Genomic DNA, 16,453 nt, shown 5'->3' on the forward strand with positions numbered 1-16,453 from the left:
CTGCCGGACGCCGGACGGCTGCACGAAGTTCTCGATGGCCTGATCCATCGAGAAGCAGTAGTCGACGGCCTCGCGGACCGCGGGGTCCGCGGTCGGGCCCTCGTTACAGTTGAACGCGAGGTAGAAGTAGCCGACGCCCGGCTCCTCGGAGATGCTCGCGTTCTCGTTGCTGCGCACCGTCTCGTACAGCTGGGGCGGAATCGTCTCGATGATGTCGACGTTGCCCGTCTCCAGCTCCGTGACGCGGGTCGTCTGCTCCTCGATGGGGTCGAACTCGATGGTCTGGACGTTCGGAAGCCCCGCGTCTCCGTCCCAGTAGTCGTCCCATCGCTCGACGGTCGCGAAGTTCTCGGGCTCCCACTCGACGAGGTCGAAGGGACCGGACCCGACGGGGTCCTGGTTGTACGCCTCGGTGTCCTCCTGCCGGACGGAGGCGTTGACGACGTTCCGGACCATCGCGGTGTTGAACGCGCCGTACGGGTACTTGAGGTCGAACTGGACCGTGTGCTCGTCGATGGCCTCCGCGGTGTCGATCATGTCGACCTCGGAGGCGTTCTCGGTCTCCTCTTCGACCGGTGCCGTCATCGTGTGGATGACGTCCTCCGCGGTGACGGCGTCGCCGTTCTGGAACTCCGCGTTCTCGCGGAGCGGAACGATGTATCGCGTCCCGTCGTTCTCGACGGTCGGCTGCTCGGCCGCGATCTTCGGCACGATGTTGACGCCCTCGCCGTACTCGTAGAGGCCGTCAAAGATCTGGCCCGCGATCTGCGCGGACGGCACGTCGTTGATGACGATGGGGTCCATGTCCAGCGCGCCCTTCACCTGACCGAAGTAGAGCTCCTGCTGGGGCAGGTCGCTTCCACCGTTGCCGCCGCCACCGCCGGAACCGTCCTCGGTGCCGGTTCCGCCGCCGGAACCGCCGTCGTCTCCACCGGTACAACCCGCAAGCAGCGCCGTCGACGACAGCGCGGCTCCGCTTGCGAGCAACTTCCGCCTCGTAACGTTGTCCATGCGTGACTTCCGCATGTTATGCCGGTTTCCTTTCTATATAATAAGGATTTCGCAAATCGTTCATGGATCTCCATCCGAGGTCGGTGATCTAACGGTAGATGTTGGACAGGAATGTACACTCCTGCGGATCCGTGTGACTCGGTCACAGGCGTTCCGGTCGTCTCAGTCGTCCGCGTTCGCGGGACTCGGTCGCGGCGTCACCGACGTGACGGTGCCGACGCCCTTGCTCGACCCCTCGCGGAAGACGAACCGCTGTCCCTCCTCCACGAGGTAGGGTCGGAACTTGAACCGGACCGTGGCCTGGCCGGTGTCACCGGGCAGCAGCCGCCCGCCCTCGGGCGAAAACTCGGCCGCTTCGCTCATCGTCTCCAGATGGACCACCGGCTCGTAGCCGTCGCGGATCCGGGTGGGGTGGTTGAGCACCATCACCTCGGCCTCGAACTCCCGGACTGCGGGCGGGTTCTCCTCCCGCGGCACGAGCACCATGCCGCGTTCCAGCTCCGCCTCGTCGACGCCCTTCAGCGCGATGCCGACGATGCGCCCGGCCGTCGCACGGTCGACGCGGTGGTAGTGCATCTCGATGGAGCGGACCTCGACCTCCCGGAAGCTCCCGTCGGGCATCGGCCCGCACAGCAGTTCGTCGCCCGCCTCGACCGCGCCGGAGTTCACGGTCCCGGACGCGACCGCGCCGACGCCGGTCACGCTGTAGGTCCGGTCGATGTACATCCGGAACGACGCGCGCTCGGGCGTCGCGCGCTTGGGGAGCGCCGCGAACAGCCGGTCGAGGTCGTCCAGTCCCTCCCGGGTCACCGCGCTCGTCCGGAAGACGGGGACCACCGACTCACCGATCTCGTCGGCCGCGGCCGCGACGCCGTGGCGCTCGACCGGGAGCGGCGTGCGCCCGACCTCCCGCAGCATCGACTCGACCTCACGCTCGACTGCGTCGACGCGCTCGTCGCTCACGGCGTCGGTCTTGGTGACAGCGACCACGGTCGGAAGCTCGGTCGCCAGCAGGATCCCGAGGTGCTCGCGCGTCGTCTTGGTGGGCCCGTCGTCGGCCGCGACGACGAGCAGCCCGTAGTCGAGCTTCTGGCCCACCAGCCCGCGGATCGTCGTCCGGAGCCACGGCTCGTGGCCCACGGTGTCCACGAACGAGACGAGCCGGTCGGCCCGCTCGACGACGCCCGCGCGGTCCGTCTTGCGGTGCGGGTTGTCCATCCGGACCGGCACGGGGTCCTCGACGGGGTCTCCCGCGGACTCCGCGTTCTCGTCGCCCTCGAAGCCGTAGACTGCGTACGACAGGTCCGCGGAGAGCCCGCGCTCGACCTCGTGGGGCTGCACGTCGAGGAAGCCGCGCGTCGCGCCGTCGCCGTCGTCCGCGTCTCCGGTGACGAGCGACCCGACGAGCGTCGACTTGCCGTGGTCGACGTGTCCCGCGGTGCCGACGACGAGGTGGTCCTCGTCCGTCTCCAGCACGCCGCCCTCGCGAACCGTCGCGAGACCGACGATCCCCTCCGTCGGGCTCTCGCCGCCGTCAGCGCCCTCGCGAACGTCGCCGACGCTCCACGTGTCGACGTCGTGGATGTGCGCGTCGGCCTCCTCGGCGAGCACCGAGAGCACGTCCATCGTCTCCGAGAAAATTTCCGGCGGAACGCCGGCGAGTCCGCCGTCGTCGGTGACGCCGAGCACGTACGTCGCCTCCCCATCCCCGGAGAGGACGCGGTGGCGGAGCTGCGCCACGAGCGACTCCATGCGCCCGTCCGCGAGGTGGACCTCGCGGGAGAGCCGCTCTTTGAACTCGACGGCGCCGCCGTCCTGCTCCCCGCGCTCGATGGCCCCCCGTATGGCGGACCGGTCAGCGCTCATGGGCGCTCGTAGGCGAGGACCACGTATAACGGTTTTCGTGGGGTGTGTCCCCACGGCACGGGATCGGTCCGGACCGGCCGAGAGCGGGAGGGAGCGCTCTCGTGTTGGACGTATTTCTGTCTCGGACGCTTCGCTGACCGCCCTACGCCCGCGACCCTTCCTGTAAGCGCTCGTAGGCGGCGTTTAGCTCCTTGAACGCCTCCTCGTCGCCATCCGCGGCGTCGGGATGCAGCTCCTTCGCCTTCTCGCGGTACGCGCGCTTGACGGCCGCCTCGTCCGCGTCCGTCGAGAGGTCGAGCGTGGCGTATGCCTCGCGGACCGTCGGACCGCCGTCGGCCGGTGGGGCCCGGTCGCGGCGTCCGTTGCGACGGCTGCTCCGGCGTTGCCCGCCCCGTCGCCGCCGCTCGCGGTGCTGCCGCTCCCGTGAGCCCGCTCGGTCCCCGGAGAACGCCGCGCGGCGGTTCTCGGCGGCCCTGGCGCGTTGTCGGGCCCGCCTTCGATCACGGGCGGACGCGCCCGTCGCCTGCCGCCGGACGCGGGCCCGGAGCCGACCGCTGGCGTGGTACCAGAGGAAGTAGGTCGCGAACGCGAACGGGACGGCGACCGCCAGCATCACCGGGCTGACCGCGAGCCCGCCGACCAGAAGCACCGCCGTCAGCCCCGCGAACGTCGCCGCGAGCCCCACGACCACCCGCTCGTTCGAGAGCACGGTCTCCGTTGGGGGCGAAGCGCCGTAAGCGTCCCGCCGAGACGCCGTCCCCGTCGTCGGAGCGCGTCGTCGACGCCTCGGGCGACGCGTCGTCAATCCCCCGACCGACCGCTACAGTTCGTCCCGATAGATCCGCCCGAAGGCGTTTCGACGGAGCGTGCCGGCGGCCGCGTCCGGTTCGTTCTGGAAGGTGGCGGCGACGACCGCGTCCGCGAACGGCGCGGCGTGCCAGACCACGTTGTCGACGTGTTCGGAGCCGAGCACCGTCACGTCCCCCTCGGTGAACGGGCGCTCGTCGAGCCACGTCTCGAACGTCTCGCGGTCGGCGACGTGGACGGTCAGAAGCGACGCGAACAGCGCGTCCCGGGCGGTCTCGATAACCTCGCCGGTGACGCGCTCGTCGTACTCCTCGCCGTCGAAGCCCATCGCCTTCGCCGTCTCGCGGACGACCACCCGCGCCGCCTCGCCGGCCTCCGCGTAGCGGTCGCGCGCCTCCTCCACGGTCGCCGGAGCGAACGAACCCTTCGTCTCCATGCCCCCGGATCCGACCGGCGACGGGAAGGGGTTTCCGCTCCGCGCCGGCGGTCAGGCGTCGTCTTCGGTCCCGGGAGTGTCGTCGTCCGACCCGTTGCCGTCGTCTGCCCCGCCGCCGTCGCCCGCCCCGTCGTCGTCGAGCATTCGCTCGGTCAACTCGCGCGCCTCCCGGAGGACCTGCTGGACCTCGGGGTCGTCGCGGCTGGGGGCCTCCGACGTGCCCCCCGAGGCGCGCCCGGTGCCGCCGGCGCCGAGTCCGCCCACTCCGCCGCCGAGGGGGCCGACGTCGGGCCGTCCCGGTTCCTGCCCGTGGCCCTGACCGTGGCCGTGCCGATGGTCGTGACCGTCCCCGTCCTCGGTCTCGACCTCCTCGGCGTGCGGCGTCACTTCGCCCGCGAGTTCGGCCGGGGTGCTGTCGCTCCACGCGTCGGCGTGCTCGTCGAGCCACGTTTCGTGGTCGTCGCCGTGCAGCATCGCCGTGAACGCGAGGTGATGCGCGAGGTGCTCGCCGTCGCGCTGCGGCAGGTCACAGACCGGACACGCGTAGCCCATTGTTCGTCCGCACGTCCGCGCGCCGGCCGCTTCAACCCGTCGTCCGCGGTCCGCGACCGAGCCCTCAGGGGTCAGAAAAAGGTCCGCGGACGAGGGTCGGGAACCGCGCCGCTCACGAGGGGTTCTTGCGCGTGAGCTCGCTGCCGCAGATCGGACACCGGTCCTTCTCCTCGTCGAAGACGCGGCCGCAGCCGAAACACTGCCACTGCCACTCGCGCTCCTCCGTGATGCCGTCGCGGGCGATCACCTCCACGTCGAGGTCGAGCCGCTCCGCGACGTTCTGCATCGCGTAGTCGTCCGTGACGAGCGTCGCGTCGAGCTCGAAGGCCGCGGCGACGAGGCGGCGGTCCGTCTCCGAGAGCACGTCCGCGTCGCCGGACTCCTCGGCGGCGCGGGTGATCCGGCGGAGCGACGCCTCGTCGGGGATGTGGACGGTCATGCCGCCCCCCTCCATGGCGTCGAACCGCAGCGCGTGGCCGCCCTCCAGTTCCTCCTTCACCGCCGGGATGGAGGCGGTCGGTCCGTCCGGGTCGTGACCGTGGATGAACGCGGAGGCGTCGAGGACTCGCATTAGCGGCCGACGACGATGTAGTCCTTCACCGCCTGCACGTTGCCGACGGGGACGAGCATCCGCCCCCGCTCGTCGACCTGAAAGCTCGACCGCGCGGGGTCGAACTGGTCGTTCGGAGTGACGAGCAGGTGGTGGAGCTCGCCCGACTTGAGGTTCATCGTGATGTTGTACAGGTCGCCGAGCTCGGTGCCGTCCGCGCCCATCACGGCCTTGCCGGAGAGGTTCTCCGCGAGGATGTCTGCCATGTCCGAACGAATCCGGCGGACCGTCTTAAACGCCACGGGGGCGTCCGACGGGCGGCACACGCCACACGGGGGCGTCCGACGGGCGGCACACGCCCACGGGGGCGGACCGACCGGGAGCACGGGAGCCGGCCGCCGCACCCGGGATCGGTCCGATCGCTGCGCGACCGCCGTTTTGAAAGGCTTAACTGCCGCCCGCGATTCCCTCCGGTAACGACCGATTTCTCGGGGTGACCTTCGATGGCAGACACACACGCGGACACGCTACGCACGCCAATCGTCGCCGTGCTCGGGCACGTCGACCACGGCAAGACCAGTCTACTCGACAAGATACGCGGCTCCGCCGTCTCGGAGGGCGAGGCGGGCGCGATCACGCAGCACATCGGGGCGACGGACATCCCCCTCGCGACCATCTCCTCGATGGCGGGCGAGCTCGTCCAGCCGGAGGACTTCGACCTCCCCGGTCTGCTGTTCATCGACACGCCGGGCCACCACTCCTTCTCCACGCTTCGGGCCCGCGGGGGCGCGCTCGCGGACATCGCGGTGCTCGTCGTCGACGTCAATGACGGCTTCCAGCCCCAGACCGAGGAGGCGCTGGACATCCTCCGGCGGACGGGGACCCCCTTCGTCGTCGCCGCGAACAAGATCGACACGACGCCCGGCTGGAACCCCAACGAGGGCGAGCCGATCCAGCCTACCTACGACGCGCAGTCCGACCGCGCGCAGTCGATGCTCGACGAGAACCTCTACAAGATCATCGGGGAGCTGTCGGACAACGGCTTCTCCGCGGACCTGTACTGGCGCGTGCAGGACTTCCAGAAGAATATCGGCGTCGTCCCGGTCTCCGCGATCACCGGCGAGGGCGTCCCGGACCTGCTGACGGTCCTGATGGGGCTCTCCCAGCGGTTCATGAAGGAGGAGATGGCCATCGACGTGGCCGGTCCCGGCAAGGGGACGGTGCTGGAGGTGAAAGACGAGCGCGGCTTCGGCGCGACCGTCGACGCCGTGATGTACGACGGCGTGATCCGCACCGGCGACACGATCGTCGTCGGCGGGCAGGGCGACCCCATCGTGACGGAGGTGCGCGCGCTGCTCCAGCCCCAGCCGCTCGCGGAGATCCGGACCGAGAAGCAGTTCGAGACCGTCGAGGAAGTCGGCGCCGCGGCCGGCGTGAAGATCGCCGCGCCGGACCTCGACGACGCGATGGCGGGCGCGCCGGTCCGCGTCGTCCGCGACCGCACCGAGGCCGAGGTGATCGCGGAGGTGGAGGCCGAGCTCGCGGAGATCGAGGTCGAGACCGAGGAGGACGGCGTCGTCGTGAAGGCTGACACCCTCGGCAGCCTCGAGGCGATGGCGAACGCCTTAGCGGAGGCCGAGGTCCCCATCCTCCGCGCGGAGGTCGGCGACATCGCGCCGCGGGACGTGGCCATCGCGGAGACCGCCAACCAGGACGAGCACAAGGCCATCCTCGGGTTCAACGTCGACCTGCTGTCGAACGCCCGCGACGAGCTGGAGGCCGCGGACGTGAAGCTGTTCACCGACGACGTGATCTACCAGCTGATCGAGGACTACGAGACGTTCGTCGAGGAGCGCCAGCGCGCCCAGCAGGAGACCGTCCTCGACAAGATCGTCCGCCCCGCCCGGTTCCGCATCCTCCCGGACCACACCTTCCGGCAGAACGACCCCGCGGTCGTCGGCGTCGAGGTCCTCTCGGGCACCCTCCAGAACAACCGCAACGTCGGGAAGTTCGAGGGCAACGAGTTCGACCGCGTCGGCCAGCTCTCCGGCATCCAGAAGCAGGGCGAGGACGTGGACGAGGCCCGCGCGGGCGAGCGCGTCAGCGTCGCCATCGACGGCCCGACCGTCGGCCGCGGCATCGAGGAGGGCGACACCCTCTGGACCGAGGTCCCCGAGAAGCACGCGAAGATCCTCGAACAGGAGCTCAAAAGCGAGATCACCGCCGACGAACTGGAGGCGCTGACGAGCTACCTGGATACGCGGCGCAAGCGGGACCCCTTCTGGGGGAAGTAGCGTCATCGAAGCCGCCACCTCCGTTTTCTGAGCTGCGAGGGCACTCCTGTCAGCGGCGCGATTTCCTGAACGACAGAATACTGCCCGCCAGAGTCGCGGTTTTCTGAACCACAAAAGGACGACCGCCAGCCCAGCCGCTCACGACCGCGAGCCTTTGGAAAAAGCGACTGCGGATCTACGCGTAGCGTTCGAGTTCGGGGCGGTCGAGGTCCTCGAAGACGTCCTCGGCGACCTCGGCGAGGAAGGCGGTGCCCTCGCCGGTGAGGCGGCGGCCCTCGCCCTGCGCGGTCTCGACGAGGCCCTCCTCCTCGAGCTGCTGGAGCGCGGTGCGGATGACGTTGCGGGAGCCGGCCGCGTGCTCGCCGGGGCGGACGATGTAGCGGTTGGAGCCGCGCTTCTTGCCGCCGTACTCGGTGGCGAGGCGCTCGACGCCGACCGGGCCGCTCTTGGAGATCTTGCGGAGCAGGCTCGCGGAGCGGACGTACCAGAAGTCCTCCTGCTCGGGGGGGAGTTCGTTGGCGGTGCCGGCCTTCGCGAACTCGGCCCACGCGGGCTCCTCGATGCGGTCCTCCAGTCGCGCGGCGGCCTCCTCGATGAGGTCCTCCGCCGGGACGTCGTAGATGGTTACCATTGAGGCCAAATTCCGTCGCATGCCGTTTAAAGTCATCGTATTCGGGAGGCACCGTGGGAACGGTTTGCAGGGCCGGAGCGGCGGGATTCCGGCCGCGTGTCGGCCCCTTTTAGTCGACCGCCGCCGAACCCCAGCCCGATGGACGAACGCGAGGCGCTGGCGCGGATCGGCGCCACCCTCCCACACGCTGGCGACGACGCGGCGGTCGTGAACGGGACCGTCGTCACCACCGACATGCTCCACGAGCGGACGGACTTCCCGGCCGGGACGACGCGGTACACCGCCGGCTGGCGCGCGGTCGGCGCCTCGTTGTCGGATGTGGCGGCGATGGGCGCCGACGCGACCGCCGCGGTCGCGGTGTACGCCGACGAGCGCTTCGATCCGGAGGAGCTGACGGCGTTCCTCGAGGGCGCCCGGGACGTGTGCGCGGCCGTCGAGGCCGAATACGTCGGCGGCGACCTCGACGAGCATTCGGAGTTCACCGTCGCCACGACCGCGTTCGGCGAGGTGGACGAGCGCGCGGGTCCGGTCCGCCGCACCGGCGCCGACCCCGGCGAGGCGGTCTGTGTCACCGGCGAGTGGGGCCGGAGCGCGGCCGCCCTCCGGCTGTTCGAGGCAGGAGAGGCGGAGCGGGCGAACGACCTGTTCCGGTTCACGCCCCGCGTCGCGGTCGGTCGCGTGCTCGCCGGGCGCGCGAGCGCGATGATGGACTCCTCCGACGGGCTGGCGCGCTCGCTCCACCAGCTCGCGGAGGCGAGCGACGTGGGGTTCGCGATCGACCGCGCGACGGTCCCGGTCCACCCCGCGGTGGAGGAGGTCGCCGCGGACGCGACGGACCGCTTCGAACTCGCGGCCCACTTCGGGGAGGACTTCGAACTCGTCTTCACCGCCTCCGAGCGCGCACTCGACGCGATCCGTGAGCGTTCACCCGCTCCGATCGCCCGGATCGGAACCGTCGAACCGGCCGATAACGGCGTGACCGCCGACGAAAATTCCCTCCCCGATCGCGGTTACACGCACGGGACTTGACATCCTCCCCGCCCTGAAGGGCGGGGATTTCTCCTCTGTTCTCCGCATACCGAACTCCCAGACCGCGATACTGAGTGATGCAGACCGATTCAGAAGTCTCGCTTTTCTGAAACTCGCGGCGGTGCGGTGCTGTGCGGTCGCGGAGCGGTGCGGTTGCGGTGCGGTTGCGGTCGCAGTGCCGTGCTGTCGGCGCGCGCCGCGGCGACCTTGTGTCGCCGCGACCGCGCGAGGGAGGCGGCGGCGCGGCCGCATTGCGGTGCGGTCTCGCGGCCGCGCCGCCGCCGAGGTTGGGGAGGTGCGAGGCTGCTGTGCGGTTGCGGTGCGGGGTGGGGCTGAAAGGGGCAGTCGGCTCGACCGGCCCCGACGACGTAAGCACCGCAGCGGGCTGTGCGGAGAGCGAGGAGCGCAACGAGGCGCGGCCGGTCGAGCCGACTGGGGCTTTCTGGATGGTGTTGTTCCACGCAGCAGGATCTGCAACAGACACAAAAACCGCGTCCAGAGAGCCGGCTGGGGCTTTCTGGGTGTTGCTGTCCCCAGCAGCAGGATCGACAGCAGTCACAAAAACACCCACAAGTAGCAGAAAACAGACAAAAACACACCGCTCCACTAAGTATCGGTATCGTACAGGAAGATGGAGTGAGCGGTTTCGTCGTCGCGGAGGGCAGGTTACAAATCTCCCCGCGTCCATCCGTCTGTATGGTCACCTTCCTCGCCGGCGGCACGGGGACGCCGAAGCTCCTCGACGGGGCGACGCGCCTGTGGGACCCCGACGACGTGACGGTCGTCGGCAACACGGGCGATGACGTGGAGCTCGGCGGGCACCTCGTCTGCCCGGACGTCGACACGGTGCTGTTCCACGGCGGGGGCGTCCTCGACCGCGAGACGTGGTGGGGGATCGCGGACGACACGACGGCGACACACGACGAACTCCGCCGACTCGCGGACGCCGCGGGGCTCGACGACGGCCCGCGCTACCTCGCCGATGAGGCGCAGACCGCCGGCCGCGACATCGCGCGCTGGCGGCGCTTCTCCGGCGTCGCCGAGTTCATGGAGATCGGCGACCGCGACCGCGCGGTCCACGTCACTCGAACGAGCCTGCTCGACGAGGGCCACACCCTCACGGCGGTCACGCGCACGCTTGCGGACGCGTTCGACCTCGACGTGGACCTCGTGCCGATGTCCGACGACCCGGTCGCCACCATCGTCCACACCCCCGAAGGACCCCTCCACTTCCAGGAGTACTGGGTCGCGCGCCGCGCCGACCCCCCCGTGGAGGACGTGGAGTTCCGCGGCGCGGACGCCGCGGACCCCTCGCCGGCGTTCGAGAACGCCCTCCGCGGGCCGGTCGTGATCGGCCCCTCGAACCCGGTCACGAGCATCGGCCCGATGCTCGCGCTCCCGGGCGTCGAAGCGGCGCTCCGCGAGACGCCGGTCGTCGCGGTCTCGCCGTTCGTGGAAGACGAGGCCTTCTCGGGCCCCGTCGCGGACCTGATGCGGGGGACCGGGCGGGACCCCTCCACGGCCGGCGTCGCCGACGCCTACCCCTTCGCGGACGCGTTCGTGCTCGACGACGCCGACGGCACCGAGTTGGACCGGCCGACGGTCAGGACCGACACCGCCATCGCGGACGCCGACGACGCCGCGCGCGTCGCTCGGGCGTGCCGCGAGGCGCTGGAGCGGGCGGGGGCGGTCGCGTGACCGGGGACGCGCCCGCCGCCCGAGAGCGCCGGCCACGTCCGTTCGATCCGCCGCTGGCGGCCGCCAGTCTCAGCGGCGTCGCGGACGCCGAATGGGCGCGGGCGGTCGCGGACCGGGTCGGGTGCGCGTTCCTCGGTGGCGTCTCGCTCGACCCCGCGAGCCGGGCCGCCGCGCGCGACCTCGTCGCCCGCGGCCGCGAGGAGTTCCTGCCGACGGACCCCGTCGCGTTCGTCGACGAGCAACTCGCCGCGCTCGCGGAGTCCGACGCTGGCGGGGACATCGACGACCTCCGCCCGGCGGTGAACCTCCGGAGCGCGACCCCGGGACCGCTCGGCGAGGCCGCCGGAGTTTGCGCCGAACACGGCGCGATCGCCGAGGTGAACGCGCACTGCCGCCAGCCGGAGCTGTGCGCCGTCGGCTGCGGCGAGCGCCTCCTCGGCGAGGAGGACCGGCTCCGGGAGCACGTCCGTGCGGCCGTCGACGCCGGCGCGACGGTGAGCGTGAAGGTCCGCGCGGAGGTTCCGGGCGTCGACCTGCCGGCGGCCGCCGTCGCGGTCGCCGAGGCGGGTGCGGACGCGGTCCACGTCGACGCGATGGACTCGGAGGCGGTCGTGAGCGACGTGGTCGAGGCGCTCCGCGAGTGGGCGAACGCCGAGCCCGCGGAGGTGGAGCGCCCCTTCGTGATCGCCAACAACGAGGTGCGCGACCGCGCGACGGTCCGCGAGTACCTCGACCACGGCGCGGACGCCGTGAGCGTCGGCCGTCCGACCGCACCGGACGCGGACGGCGCGGCGCTGGACCGCGTCGCGGCCGCCGTGGCGGACCTGACGGACGCGGAGCCGGATGCGGGCGACTCACGGAGGGCGCCGACGTGACCGACCGCGACCGCTCCGCGGACCCGGCCGACGACGCGCGCCTCGCGCTGCTGCTGGAGGTCGCGGGCACCCCGAAGCCCGGGAACGTCGACCGGGCGCGGGACCTCCCCGATCTCCGGTTCGAGCAGTTCCTCGCCGGCGCGGTCGGGGCCGGATCGGGACTGGACCGCGCCGCCGCGGGAGCGCCGGTCGGCGAGGCCTTCGAAGAGGCGGTCGCGGGCATGCACGCTCGGGCCGGCGAGAACACGCAGTTCGGGTGTCTGCTCCTGCTGGTTCCGCTGGTGCAGGCGGTCGCGGAGACCGGCGAGGGCGCGCTCACCCCGGCGGCCGTCGAGGAGGTGGTCGCGGGGACGACCGTCGACGACGCAGTCGCGTTCTACCGCGCCTTCGACCGCGTGAACGTGGCCGTCGGCGACCCGCCCCCGGACGCCCCGGCCCTCGACGTTCGCCGGGGGGCGGCGGCGGAGCCGACCCTTCGCGAGCGCGGACTCACGCTGGCGGACGTGATGGAGCTCTCTGCCGCGCCGGAGGAGGGGGTCCCGGACCGGAACGCACAGGAGTGGGTCGAGGGCTTCCCCCGGACGTTCGACGCCGCCGACTCCCTGCTGTCGATGGACGGGCCCGTGGGCGAGCGGACGGCGCGCGTCTTCGTCGACCTGCTCGCGGCCGAACCGGACACGCTGGTCGCCACGAACCACGGGGACGCGGTCGCCCGCGAGGTGTCACGGCGCGCGATGGCGGTCCGCGGCAACCTCGACGCGGCGGCGGAACTGGCCGAGGAGCTCGTCGCCGAGGGGATCAACCCGGGGACGACCGCCGACCTCACCTGCGCCGCGCTGTTTATCGCGCTCCGACGGGGGTTGAGCGTGTGACTCGCGGTTTCGACTCCGACGCCGACTCCGACGCCGACTCCGACGGTGCCGACCTCGACGACGCCGGCTGGCCGGTCGACCTGCGCGGCGTGACCGAGTCCGTCGTCGCCACGCGCGGGCCGAACGACCTGTGGAACCACGCCGCGCTCGGACTCCACGCGCCCGAGGGCGGAGAGGACGGAAAGGGCGGAGAGAGCGGAGGAGAACGCGCCGCCGCCCGCGACCGCGTTACCGCGCGGACCTACGGCCGGACACGGACTTGGCGCAACTTCACCGAGCGCGGCCGGGGCGTCGTCCAGTTCACGAGCGACCCGCGCGAGTTCGTGGACGCCGCGCTGACGGTCCGGGAGACCGAGGCGCCGGTGCTCCCGAACGCGGACGCGTGGGTCGAGGTCCGCGCCGAGCAGGTCGACGCCCGCGAGGAGAACGGGACGACGATCAGGGAGTGGGCGCTGGAGCCGATCGAGAGCGCCGTGCTCGACGAGCGCGTGCCCACGATCAACCGCGGCTTCGGCGCGGTGATCGACGCGACGGTCGCGGCCTCGCGGCTGGACGTGTCGGGCTTCGAGGAGGCGGACCTGCTCGACAGGCTCGCCTACTTCGCGGAGACGGTCGAGCGCTGTGGCGGCCCCCGCGAACGAGAGGCGTTCGCGCGGATCGACGACGCGACCGGCTGGCGCGATCGACTGGAAGGAGACGACTGACGGCCGATCCCGGCGGTTTCCCGATCCCTCCGCTACAGCACCAGCACGAACAGCACGAACCCCGCCAGCACCGACCCCGTCAGCAGGACCTGCATGACCGCCGAGCCGAGCATCCCGAGCACCGTGTAGCCGGCGCGTCGGACGGCGTCCTCGCCGGTCTCGCCGCGGTGGAGTTCCAACAGGAGCACCGCGCCGAACGAGCCGATCAGGATGCCGACCGGGCCGGTGACGAAGAACAGCAGGACGCCCGCGCCGGCCGCGATCAGCATGGTCCGCGTCGACGCGCCAGTGGCGCGGGCGGTCAGCGGCCCGGCGAACTGCTCCAGCACCGCGGCCGCGAGCGCGACGAGGACGAGGCTCGCGAGGAGGAGCGAACCGATCGGCTCCGCCCCCCAGACCGCGTACACGCCGACGCCCGCGAGCGACAGGAGCCCGGAGGGAAGCATTGGGACGACGCTCCCAACGACGCCCCCGAGCAGGAGCGCGAGCGTGACTCCCGTGACGAGCGTGGCCGGTTCGACCATGGTGGTGATTCCTCCCACGGTGACATAAAGAATCCCGTCCGCGGCCGTCCCCCGTCCTTCTGTCCCGGCCGTCTTCTGTCCCGGCCGTCTTCTGTCCCGGCCGTCTTCTGTCCCGGCCGTCTTCTGTCCCGGCGTCCTTCGGTCGCCGTGCTGCACCGCCGCCTACTCCGCGAACCGGTCCCGCTCAGCGTGCGCGGTCTCGTCGCCGTAGCGGTCCACCAGGGGCTTCGCCGCGTCGCCGAGCGCGCGCATGCACTGGCCGGTGGAGACGTAGTCGAGGCGGTCCGCGACCACGTCCCACGCGTGGCCCTGCAACACCTTCGAGACGAGCAGGCGCTCCTCGCGGGGGGAGAGGTCGCCCTCGCGGACCGCCTCGCGGTCCAGCAGGTGCGCGAGGGCGAGGTCGCGGAACGCGCCGACCGCGGCGTCGTACATCCCCGGGCCGTAGGAGGCGCCGACGACGCCGCGCCAGTCGCGCGCGGACAGCGAGAGCTCCGGATCCGCCGGACAGGCCCGGAGCGCCGCCCGGCCCACGTCCGGGTCGAGGTCGCGGTGGGCGTCCGACAGCGAGTCGCGGAGGCGGTCCCGCAGCGCGGCGGCGTGTCTGTCCAGCAGCGCCTCGCCCGCGGGCGATTCCGGTCGGACCATCACCGCGGAGTACTCGCCGGAGGCGTCGTTTCTGGTCGTCGAGACGTGGACCGTCCGGTAGCCCGCGCGGCGCCAGAACCGAAGCAGTCGCGGCGTCGCGCCGTAGCCGACGCCGAAGTAGTCCATCTCCGGCGCGAACTCGTCGTGGACGGCCTCCAGCAGTCGGCTTCCGAACCCCGAATCGCGGAGCGCGGGGTGGGTCGCGATGCGCATCGTCCGGAGCCCGCGGGTCTCGCCCGCGTCCTCGTCGCGGAGCTGGCTCGTCAGCACGTCCGGCACCATGTTCCCCCGGACGCGCGAGCCCTCGTACATCGACGCCCGGAGGTCGGCCGGAAGGTCCCCCTCGCGCGCGAGCAGGTCGACGGCGACGACGTGCCCCTCGAACAGCAGCGCGCGCACCGAGAGGTTCGGCGCGTCGAGCAGTCGAGCGAGGTCGTTCGGCTCGGTGCGGTAGTGTGCGAGTACCAGCAGGCCGAACGCCTCGCCGAGCAGGTGCTCGTCCGCGAGCAGGTCGTCCGCGTCGAGCGTGCGGTACTCGGCGTCCTCTGGTGTCGCGTCCGCGACGGCCGCGTCGACCGCCGGCCGCGCGTCGAGCATGAGCGCGCGGAACGCCCAGCCCTCGACGGGGTCGCCGCGCGCGTACCGGATCGGCTCCTCAAGGCGACGCTCGGTCACGGTCAGGTCGCTCGCCATGAGCCGCTCCGTGAACCGAACCGAGAACCCTCGGCCCGCGCCCTCATAGCCGTGGACCGTGGTACAGAAGGCGACCGCACGGGCGGCGAGCAGACGCGTCAGGAGCCGGACCGGGACCGCGGCCGCCTCGTCGACGATCACGGCGTCCGGCACATCGCCGGGGGCGGTCGCCCCGCTGCCCCCGACCTCGCCCGCCACGAGGTCCGCCGCGGTCGCCGGGGACGCGAAGCGCACGACGCCGCCGGCCTGCGTCTCGATCCGGCGGTCGTCGGCCGTTGCTCTCTCGTCGTCCTCGACCCCCCCACCGCCAGCGCGCTCGCCGAGCGCGTCGACCAGCGTCCGCGCGCGCTCGAACACCTCGGCGGCGTTTCTGAACGCGGGGGCGGTGACGAGCACGTCCCGGCCCTCGGCGGCCAGCGACCCCGCGGCAAGCCCCGCCGCGCTCGACTTCCCGCGACCGCGGTCCGACTCCACGACGACCGCGGACCCGGGCGTTCGAAGGCGCTCGAACGCCCGGAGCGCGCGACCCTGATCGGCGGTCAGACACGCCTCGTAGGCGGCCGCGGGGAAGGCGGTGTTCGTGGGCGCGGCGCGGTCCGCGGCGAGTCGATCCCGGCCGGTCGCGCGCTCCGGCGGGTCGGTACGTCCGTCGCGCTCGACCGTGGGCGGTGCGGCGTCCACGTCGACGACCCCGATTCCGGAGTGCTGTCGGAGCGTGTCGACGAATCGCTCGCGAAAGCGGCCGGTCACGTCGTCGACCTGGAACGGCGGCACCGCGAGCGTCTCGTCGAAGTCGTCCCGGACGGCGGGCCACTCATCGAGCGGGGGCGTCAGCAGGACGAGCAGGCCGCCGCCGTCGACCGCCCCGACGACGCGCCCGAGCGCGTTCGGCGCGAAGTAGTCGTGGCAGTCGAGGATCACCGCCTTGCGGGTGCTCCCGAGGAGCGAGCCGGCGCTCCGGGGCGCGACGCGGTCGAACCGGAACCCCTCGCGCGTCGAGACGACCGTGGTCGCGTCGTCCGCGATCTCCGCCCCGGCGACGGCGTCGAAGGCGGCGTCGATGCCGGCCTCGCGGGCGCCCGCCAGCACGAGGACGCGGCGCTCGTTGCTCCGCTCGGCCTCCGCGCGGAGATCGGCCGCGAGGTCGGCGACGGCGTTCCCGTCCGTGGTCATGGTCTCGCCGTCGGTCGGCGCGGGCTTTGGCTCTTCGCTTCCGCGGTGCGGTTCGGATCGGCGCGGGCGGGTCCCGAGGCGGGAGGCTTA

General features: G+C 71.9%; 16 protein-coding genes. 6 read left to right on the forward strand and 10 right to left on the reverse strand.

Translation table 11 applies throughout. The features are described 5' to 3' along the window. The 7 genes from AN233_RS06885 to AN233_RS06915 all read right to left on the reverse strand — a co-directional run. Positions 1 to 1,026, reverse strand: a 1,026-nt coding sequence (locus AN233_RS06885) for an ABC transporter substrate-binding protein (protein ID WP_141654133.1), incomplete at its 3' end; no start/stop codon positions are given. A gap of 147 nt (positions 1,027 to 1,173) precedes the next feature. Beyond that, on the reverse strand, positions 1,174 to 2,877 hold the full coding sequence (locus AN233_RS06890) for a GTPBP1 family GTP-binding protein (RefSeq protein ID WP_058366066.1): 1,704 nt from the start codon (positions 2,875 to 2,877) through the stop codon (positions 1,174 to 1,176). Positions 2,878 to 3,019: 142 nt separating this feature from the next. Then, positions 3,020 to 3,586, reverse strand: a complete 567-nt coding sequence (locus AN233_RS06895; protein WP_058366067.1) for a J domain-containing protein — start codon at positions 3,584 to 3,586, stop codon at positions 3,020 to 3,022. A 111-nt stretch (positions 3,587 to 3,697) separates the two neighbouring features. After that, positions 3,698 to 4,120: a DUF5809 family protein gene (locus AN233_RS06900; protein ID WP_058366068.1), complete on the reverse strand. Its 423-nt coding sequence runs from the start codon at positions 4,118 to 4,120 to the stop codon at positions 3,698 to 3,700. A 51-nt stretch (positions 4,121 to 4,171) separates the two neighbouring features. Then, positions 4,172 to 4,672 carry a DUF5810 domain-containing protein gene (locus AN233_RS16400; RefSeq protein ID WP_080508397.1) on the reverse strand — a complete coding sequence of 167 codons (501 nt, stop codon included), beginning with the start codon at positions 4,670 to 4,672 and terminating at the stop codon, positions 4,172 to 4,174. 112 nt (positions 4,673 to 4,784) lie between these two features. Next, positions 4,785 to 5,243: an NOB1 family endonuclease gene (locus tag AN233_RS06910; protein WP_058366069.1), complete on the reverse strand. Its 459-nt coding sequence runs from the start codon at positions 5,241 to 5,243 to the stop codon at positions 4,785 to 4,787. Continuing rightward, complete coding sequence (locus AN233_RS06915; protein WP_058366070.1) at positions 5,243 to 5,488, reverse strand: PRC-barrel domain-containing protein; 246 nt, start codon at positions 5,486 to 5,488, stop codon at positions 5,243 to 5,245. The genes AN233_RS06910 and AN233_RS06915 overlap by 1 nt, the downstream gene beginning before the upstream one ends. Before the next feature lie 237 nt (positions 5,489 to 5,725). On the opposite strand from AN233_RS06915, the gene infB reads away from it, so the two are divergent. After that, positions 5,726 to 7,516 (forward strand): translation initiation factor IF-2, encoded by a 1,791-nt coding sequence (gene infB, locus AN233_RS06920; protein ID WP_058366071.1) that lies wholly within the window; start codon positions 5,726 to 5,728, stop codon positions 7,514 to 7,516. A 175-nt stretch (positions 7,517 to 7,691) separates the two neighbouring features. Here infB and AN233_RS06925 read toward each other — a convergent pair whose 3' ends face one another. Further along, positions 7,692 to 8,147 carry a 30S ribosomal protein S19e gene (locus AN233_RS06925; RefSeq protein ID WP_058366072.1) on the reverse strand — a complete coding sequence of 152 codons (456 nt, stop codon included), beginning with the start codon at positions 8,145 to 8,147 and terminating at the stop codon, positions 7,692 to 7,694. Positions 8,148 to 8,285: 138 nt separating this feature from the next. Between AN233_RS06925 and thiL the strand changes: the two genes are divergently transcribed. From thiL to AN233_RS06950, 5 genes are all read left to right on the forward strand, one after another. Then, on the forward strand, positions 8,286 to 9,176 hold the full coding sequence (gene thiL / locus AN233_RS06930; protein ID WP_058366073.1) for a thiamine-phosphate kinase: 891 nt from the start codon (positions 8,286 to 8,288) through the stop codon (positions 9,174 to 9,176). A 696-nt stretch (positions 9,177 to 9,872) separates the two neighbouring features. Next, positions 9,873 to 10,874, forward strand: a complete 1,002-nt coding sequence (gene cofD, locus AN233_RS06935) for a 2-phospho-L-lactate transferase (protein ID WP_058366074.1) — start codon at positions 9,873 to 9,875, stop codon at positions 10,872 to 10,874. Continuing rightward, on the forward strand, positions 10,871 to 11,749 hold the full coding sequence (locus tag AN233_RS16570; RefSeq protein WP_058366075.1) for a tRNA-dihydrouridine synthase: 879 nt from the start codon (positions 10,871 to 10,873) through the stop codon (positions 11,747 to 11,749). The genes cofD and AN233_RS16570 overlap by 4 nt, the downstream gene beginning before the upstream one ends. Continuing rightward, positions 11,746 to 12,621 carry a triphosphoribosyl-dephospho-CoA synthase gene (locus AN233_RS16575; RefSeq protein ID WP_058366076.1) on the forward strand — a complete coding sequence of 292 codons (876 nt, stop codon included), beginning with the start codon at positions 11,746 to 11,748 and terminating at the stop codon, positions 12,619 to 12,621. Before AN233_RS16570 ends, AN233_RS16575 begins: the two co-directional genes overlap by 4 nt. Further along, positions 12,618 to 13,325 (forward strand): DUF447 domain-containing protein, encoded by a 708-nt coding sequence (locus tag AN233_RS06950; RefSeq protein WP_080508398.1) that lies wholly within the window; start codon positions 12,618 to 12,620, stop codon positions 13,323 to 13,325. Before AN233_RS16575 ends, AN233_RS06950 begins: the two co-directional genes overlap by 4 nt. A gap of 32 nt (positions 13,326 to 13,357) precedes the next feature. Here AN233_RS06950 and AN233_RS06955 read toward each other — a convergent pair whose 3' ends face one another. Both AN233_RS06955 and tmcA read right to left on the reverse strand, forming a co-directional pair. After that, positions 13,358 to 13,849 carry a DUF456 domain-containing protein gene (locus AN233_RS06955; protein WP_058366077.1) on the reverse strand — a complete coding sequence of 164 codons (492 nt, stop codon included), beginning with the start codon at positions 13,847 to 13,849 and terminating at the stop codon, positions 13,358 to 13,360. A gap of 162 nt (positions 13,850 to 14,011) precedes the next feature. Continuing rightward, the gene (gene tmcA, locus AN233_RS06960) at positions 14,012 to 16,363 is read right to left on the reverse strand and encodes a tRNA(Met) cytidine acetyltransferase TmcA (protein WP_058366078.1); all 2,352 of its coding nucleotides are present in this window, start codon (positions 16,361 to 16,363) and stop codon (positions 14,012 to 14,014) included. Positions 16,364 to 16,453 lie beyond the last annotated feature (90 nt).

Source organism: Haloparvum sedimenti, from assembly GCF_001462205.1.
GTDB lineage: Archaea > Halobacteriota > Halobacteria > Halobacteriales > Haloferacaceae > Haloparvum > Haloparvum sedimenti.

Excerpts from the sequence above, each read along its gene's own strand:
- AN233_RS06890 (WP_058366066.1), bottom strand. The coding sequence starts at position 2,877 with ATGAGCGCTGACCGGTCCGCCATACGGGGGGCCATCGAGCGCGGGGAG.
- AN233_RS06900 (WP_058366068.1), bottom strand. The coding sequence starts at position 4,120 with ATGGAGACGAAGGGTTCGTTCGCTCCGGCGACCGTGGAGGAGGCGCGC.
- AN233_RS16400 (WP_080508397.1), bottom strand. The coding sequence starts at position 4,672 with ATGGGCTACGCGTGTCCGGTCTGTGACCTGCCGCAGCGCGACGGCGAG.
- AN233_RS06910 (WP_058366069.1), bottom strand. The coding sequence starts at position 5,243 with ATGCGAGTCCTCGACGCCTCCGCGTTCATCCACGGTCACGACCCGGAC.
- AN233_RS06915 (WP_058366070.1), bottom strand. The coding sequence starts at position 5,488 with ATGGCAGACATCCTCGCGGAGAACCTCTCCGGCAAGGCCGTGATGGGC.
- infB (WP_058366071.1), top strand. The coding sequence starts at position 5,726 with ATGGCAGACACACACGCGGACACGCTACGCACGCCAATCGTCGCCGTG.
- AN233_RS06925 (WP_058366072.1), bottom strand. The coding sequence starts at position 8,147 with ATGGTAACCATCTACGACGTCCCGGCGGAGGACCTCATCGAGGAGGCC.
- thiL (WP_058366073.1), top strand. The coding sequence starts at position 8,286 with ATGGACGAACGCGAGGCGCTGGCGCGGATCGGCGCCACCCTCCCACAC.
- cofD (WP_058366074.1), top strand. The coding sequence starts at position 9,873 with ATGGTCACCTTCCTCGCCGGCGGCACGGGGACGCCGAAGCTCCTCGAC.
- AN233_RS06955 (WP_058366077.1), bottom strand. The coding sequence starts at position 13,849 with ATGGTCGAACCGGCCACGCTCGTCACGGGAGTCACGCTCGCGCTCCTG.
- tmcA (WP_058366078.1), bottom strand. The coding sequence starts at position 16,363 with ATGACCACGGACGGGAACGCCGTCGCCGACCTCGCGGCCGATCTCCGC.